The sequence below is a fragment of the Pedobacter africanus genome, assembly GCF_040548825.1.
Taxonomy (GTDB): Bacteria; Bacteroidota; Bacteroidia; order Sphingobacteriales; family Sphingobacteriaceae; genus Pedobacter; species Pedobacter africanus_A.
In genome coordinates this window covers 1-5,153 of the sequence record NZ_JBEPSL010000010.1, presented here as the reverse complement: position 1 = coordinate 5,153, position 5,153 = coordinate 1, and the positions used below count along the sequence as shown (strand labels likewise).

Genomic DNA, 5,153 nt, shown 5'->3' with positions numbered 1-5,153 from the left:
AAAAGAACCTAAATCATTTTTTACAAACGTGCAATGATGGTTCCATAACAAAGGTCTATGGAAACCCGGAGACAATTTCTGTTAAAGTTCTAGATACCATATATCATTATCAATTAATTTTAGACAACAATGGCATTAAATCAAATTAAGGAGGATAAACCTATGTTCTTTTACTTTGCCTGAAAGTGCGGATCCTTTGGGGGTAAGATAACCTGTACCATGAAGACATTATTGATTTAGCGCTACAGCAAGTCCTTTTACCGATGCCGGGAAATCCCCTAAAGCCGTAGCCGCACCTGTCTCAAGGTTAATGCTGTAGAGTTTGGCCGTACCACCGGTTGTAAATAATGCATATGCTTTATTTGAACTGCCACTAATGTCAAAACCATTGGCTTCAGCCGCCGCTATGCCCAGTCGGCCTACTAAAACTACAACCCCCGCATTGGGCGAATCCTGCCTGTACAGCGAGCTATTGACAGCGCCGATATCGTAATAAGGCTTATTGTTGCGCGTTACTTTTTTTAACAGCTTCTGGTTTTAAAACAATAAAGGCTGGAGGTAGCCCCAGCCTTAACCCTAAACACAACCAGAAGTAGTGCTATAACAACTAATAGTGTTGTCTTTTTTGCCATTTTCAGGAATAAACCTGGATATATTTGCCATGTTGGAAATAAACAAAATCAGTTGTTATGGAAACAAAGATCATTGGCAGCAAAATTGCCGAAGGACGAAAAAGAATAAACATTTCACAAGCGCAGCTAGCGGGGCTGCTATTTATCAGTCCGCAGGCGGTTGGAAAGTGGGAACGCGGTGAATCCATGCCTGACATTACCACTTTTAACCGGATTGCGGAAATTCTGGGTGTTGACCTCAACTATTTTTCTGAAAACTTCCCCTCAGCGGCCAATGAAACAGCCCCAAAAACCGACCAGCCTGAAGGGCGGCAGATGCCGGTAAATCTTACTGCGGTGAACCTGGAAGGAAGCGACTTTGCCGGGGTCGTTTTACACAAAGGGAAATTCAAAGCAAGCCCGCTCCGCGGGGCTGACTTTACTGGTGCCGACCTGACGGGCACCTTGTTTGATGTGAGTGATGCCGGTGAAGCCATTTTTGACGAAACAAATCTGACAGACTGCCGCTTTTCCATCACTGATCTTACAGGGGCGAGCTTTCGCAAATCCATCCTGGTACGTACCGACTTTAACAAGTCGCTGCTGCCAGGAACAAAATTTACTGATGCACAGCTAACCGACGTAAAGCTGACTATGATTGACCTCAGGGAAACCATATTTGACAACTGTATCTTTAACGACGTTGATTTCAACTATTCCGATCTGCGGGGGATGCGTTTTGAGGGACATACCTTCAGCGGTGTCCGGTTTGACAAATCTGCGCTGAACGACGTATCGTTTACCGGCGCTACACTCAGGAACGTCTCATTCCGTTTACCTTTTTCGCTGACAAATAAATCCTACCGCGCTTTTAAGACCGTATGTTTTGACGGGGCGAAAATGGATAAGCTGACCTATGCCGGGCTTAAAGGCTTATGGGTGGACGATTTATCGAAGGTTATTGTGATATAAAAAAAGAAAACATATGCAAAACAATTCAATTCAAGTGAAGGGCCTGCAAAAGTCCTATGGGGAGGTCTATGTCCTGAAAGGTGTAGATTTTGAGGTGGAAAGGAGCAGTATTTTTGCCCTGCTCGGCTCCAACGGGGCAGGTAAGACCACAATTGTGAAGATACTAAGTACACTACTGAGGCCAGACAGCGGAAGTGCTGTTATAAACGGGTTTAACGTTGTTTCAAACCCAGCTGGTGTGCGGGCTTCGATCAGCCTGACAGGACAATCTGCGGCTGTGGATGAAATTTTAACGGGTAGGGAAAACCTGATCATGATTGCCAGGTTGCGGCATCTGATCAACCCGCATCAGGTGGCAGATCATTTGCTTAAACGGCTGGGCTTAACAGATGCCGCGAATCGCAGGGCTGCAACCTATTCAGGAGGTATGCGCCGCAGGCTGGATATTGCGATGAGCCTTGTAGGAAATCCGAAAATCATTTTCCTTGATGAGCCGACCACCGGGCTGGATCCCGAAGCTCGTATTGAGGTTTGGAAGATGATCAAAGAGCTTTCGGGCAGTGGTACAACCGTATTTCTGACTACCCAGTACCTGGATGAGGCCGAGCAGCTGGCCGATAAAATTGCCATTCTTCATAACGGGGAGATCATCGTGAGTGGCACGCTTGGGGAACTGAAAAAACTGTTCCCACCGGCAAAATTAGAATACATTGAAAAACAACAGACATTGGAAGAGATATTTCTTGCCATTGTTGCAAAAAAGGAGGAAATCTAAATGGAAACTACAAGGAATTATTTTTTTTCGGATATGGCTGTTATGCTTGGGCGTTCCATGCGGCATGTTTTCCGTAGTATGGACACCATCATCACAGTTGCCATCATGCCTATTGCGCTTATGCTGGTATTCGTTTATGTGCTAGGAGGGGCAATAAAAATTGGTACTGATAACTATGTAAATTATCTGCTGCCCGGTATACTGATCATTGCTATTGCAAACAGCATAGGCTATGTGTCTTACCGGCTATTTAACGATGTGCAACGTGGCATATTTGAGCGTTTCAACTCCATGCCTATTGCCCGTTCGGCGGCGATATGGGGCCATGTACTGACTTCGGTAGTATCCAATGCAATTTCAATTGCTGTGATCATCCTGGTAGCCCTTCTTATGGGCTTCCGCTCGCCTGCAGGTATACTGTCATGGCTTGCAGTGGCTGGTGTACTAATGCTATTTACCCTGGCCCTGGCCTGGATTGCGGCGATTGCCGGATTGTTGGCAAAATCAGTAGACGGCGCAGTTGCGATTGCTTATCCCATCCACTTCCTGCCTTTAATCAGTTCGGCATTTGTACCTACAGATACGATGCCGGGGCCCGTTCGTGCCTTTGCTGAAAACCAGCCGGTAACCTCAATAGTGGAAACCATCCGTGCACTGCTTTCCAATCAGCCGGTAGGTAATGAAATATGGGTTGCGCTTGCATGGTGTATTGGTATTATGTTTCTGGGGTATGTTTTTGCAATGCGGGCGTATAAAAAACAGATTTGATTATAGACTGGTACCCATCTGGCATGTTCGAAATACTTATACATTAGACAACTAACCAAGCCCACCCACCACCCTGCATTTTTTTGCCAAATGACAAATACCCGACAAACAACAATTTCTAACTTTGCTGAATGGAAAAATTTATTGACTACATTTTACAGTTTGGCAATTTGAACAAACAACAAATTGATCTTATTACAAGCAAAGCGAGAGAATTAGCACTTCGCAAAGACGACTATTATTGGGAAGCAGGAAAAACTGTGAAACAAATTGGTTTCCTAACGGACGGTGTTATTCGTGTTTTTTACTACAACAACAAAGGTGAAGAAATTACACGCTACTTTATTGACGAAAACCATCTGATTTTATCAGGAAACACGGTTGACGAAGTTTACACGCCTTCCGAATATTTGTCTGCCATTACTGATTGCAAATTGGTTGTTTTTTCAAAACAAGATTGGAAAGAAATTTCCGAAACGATTATTGGTTGGGACACTATTATTCAAAAAATAACCGCCAAACATCATAGAGAAAAAATTGAAAGACGCGGCGGATTAGTTTCGCAAGACGGAACAGAACGCTATCTTGATTTTATTCAAAAATTCCCGACTTTGGTTAATCGTGTTCCTTTGTCGTTCATCTCTTCTTATTTAGGTGTTACGCAATCTTCTTTGAGCAGAATTAGAAAAAATATCAGCTAAAATCACTTTTTGCCAAATGGCAAATGCTTTCATTTTTTATTGAGCAACCTTTGTGGTGTCAAATTTTAAAATCAAGAAAAAATGAAATCAAGAAAATTAGGAAACAGCGGATTAGAAGTATCTGCATTGGGTTTTGGTACAATGGGTTTGAGTTTTCCAAACGCACCGACAAAAGAAGAAAGTATAAAATTAATTCGTTCGGCAGTTGAATATGGCATTACTTTTTTTGACACGGCACAAGGCTATGGCGAAAATGAATTGTTGGTTGGCGAAGCACTTGAACCATTTCGCAACAAAGTTGTGATTGCAACAAAATTCGGCTTCAAAGATGGAAATGTAAGGTTTGGTTTAGACAGTCGCCCCGAAACAATAAAAGCCGTTGCTGAAGCATCTTTGAAACGATTACGAATTGAGGTAATCGATTTGTTTTACCAACATCGTTTTGACCCAAATGTGCCGATTGAAGACGTTGCAGGAACGGTAAAAGACTTAATCGGGCAAGGTAAAGTAAAACACTTTGGTTTGTCGGAAGCGCCTGCCGAAATCATTCGTAAGGCTCACGCTGTTTTGCCCGTAACGGCTTTGCAAAGTGAGTATTCAATGTTTTACCGTGAAGCCGAAACAGACATTATTTCTACATTGGAAGAATTAGGAATTGGCTTTGTTCCGTTCAGTCCGTTAGGCAAAGGGTTTTTGACAGGAACAATCAACGCAAATGTTGAACTTGACAAAGACGATATAAGAAATTTTTCCCCACGTTTCAGTAAAGAAAACCGAGAAGCCAACCAAGCATTAGTTGATTTGGTTGTTTCCATAGCGACAGACAAAAATGCCACACCTGCACAAATTGCCTTGGGTTGGTTGTTGGCTCAAAAACCTTTCATCGTTCCGATCCCGGGAACATCAAAATTGCATCGCGTACAAGAAAACATTGGTGCTGACAACATTACTTTGACAACAGACGAATTAAGCAAAATAAATTCTGCATTGGCGACAATCAAAATCATTGGCGAGCGCTATTCTACACAGATACAAGAAGCGACAGGACGAAAATAAACCATAAAATTGATGATTGGAAGCGTATTTTGAAAGCTAGAGACACAGTTTATTTTACACTCCCAGGGAAAGAATTTCTTCTTTTGTTAGCTTGGTCAATTTGATTATTTCTTCAATTGCATAGCCTTCAGCAATCATTTCATGTGCCAGTTCAACTGATCTTTCATGTTTGCCCTGCTTTAATCCCTGCTCCAGGATATATTGGTCGTGGCTATAATTATCCCGTTTTCTTTTGAGTTCTTTCTGATAGGCATTCATCTCTTCCGGCGT

General features: G+C 42.8%; 6 protein-coding genes and 1 pseudogene. 5 read left to right on the top strand and 2 right to left on the bottom strand.

The annotated features are described in order from the left end of the window. Positions 1–228: 228 nt before the first annotated feature. Positions 229–486 carry a DUF4394 domain-containing protein gene (locus tag ABIE26_RS26520; RefSeq protein WP_354376273.1) on the bottom strand — a complete coding sequence of 86 codons (258 nt, stop codon included), beginning with the start codon at positions 484–486 and terminating at the stop codon, positions 229–231. 203 nt (positions 487–689) lie between these two features. Here ABIE26_RS26520 and ABIE26_RS26515 point away from each other — a divergent pair, with 203 nt between their 5' ends. From ABIE26_RS26515 to ABIE26_RS26495, 5 genes are all read left to right on the top strand, one after another. Then, the gene (locus ABIE26_RS26515) at positions 690–1,583 is read left to right on the top strand and encodes a pentapeptide repeat-containing protein (protein WP_310147116.1); all 894 of its coding nucleotides are present in this window, start codon (positions 690–692) and stop codon (positions 1,581–1,583) included. Positions 1,584–1,596: 13 nt separating this feature from the next. Then, on the top strand, positions 1,597–2,358 hold the full coding sequence (locus ABIE26_RS26510; RefSeq protein ID WP_310147118.1) for an ABC transporter ATP-binding protein: 762 nt from the start codon (positions 1,597–1,599) through the stop codon (positions 2,356–2,358). Continuing rightward, a complete protein-coding gene (locus ABIE26_RS26505; RefSeq protein WP_310147120.1) occupies positions 2,359–3,126 on the top strand; it encodes an ABC transporter permease in 768 nt (255 codons plus the stop codon). It begins immediately after the preceding gene. A gap of 131 nt (positions 3,127–3,257) precedes the next feature. Beyond that, positions 3,258–3,827 (top strand): Crp/Fnr family transcriptional regulator, encoded by a 570-nt coding sequence (locus tag ABIE26_RS26500; RefSeq protein ID WP_310147122.1) that lies wholly within the window; start codon positions 3,258–3,260, stop codon positions 3,825–3,827. Between the two features lie 81 nt (positions 3,828–3,908). Continuing rightward, entirely contained in the window at positions 3,909–4,883 is a 975-nt protein-coding gene (locus ABIE26_RS26495; protein ID WP_310147124.1) for an aldo/keto reductase, read from the top strand. Between the two features lie 54 nt (positions 4,884–4,937). Here the strand turns inward: ABIE26_RS26495 and ABIE26_RS26490 are convergent. Further along, positions 4,938–5,153 (bottom strand): annotated as a pseudogene (locus ABIE26_RS26490) (Rpn family recombination-promoting nuclease/putative transposase); the annotation flags it as partial.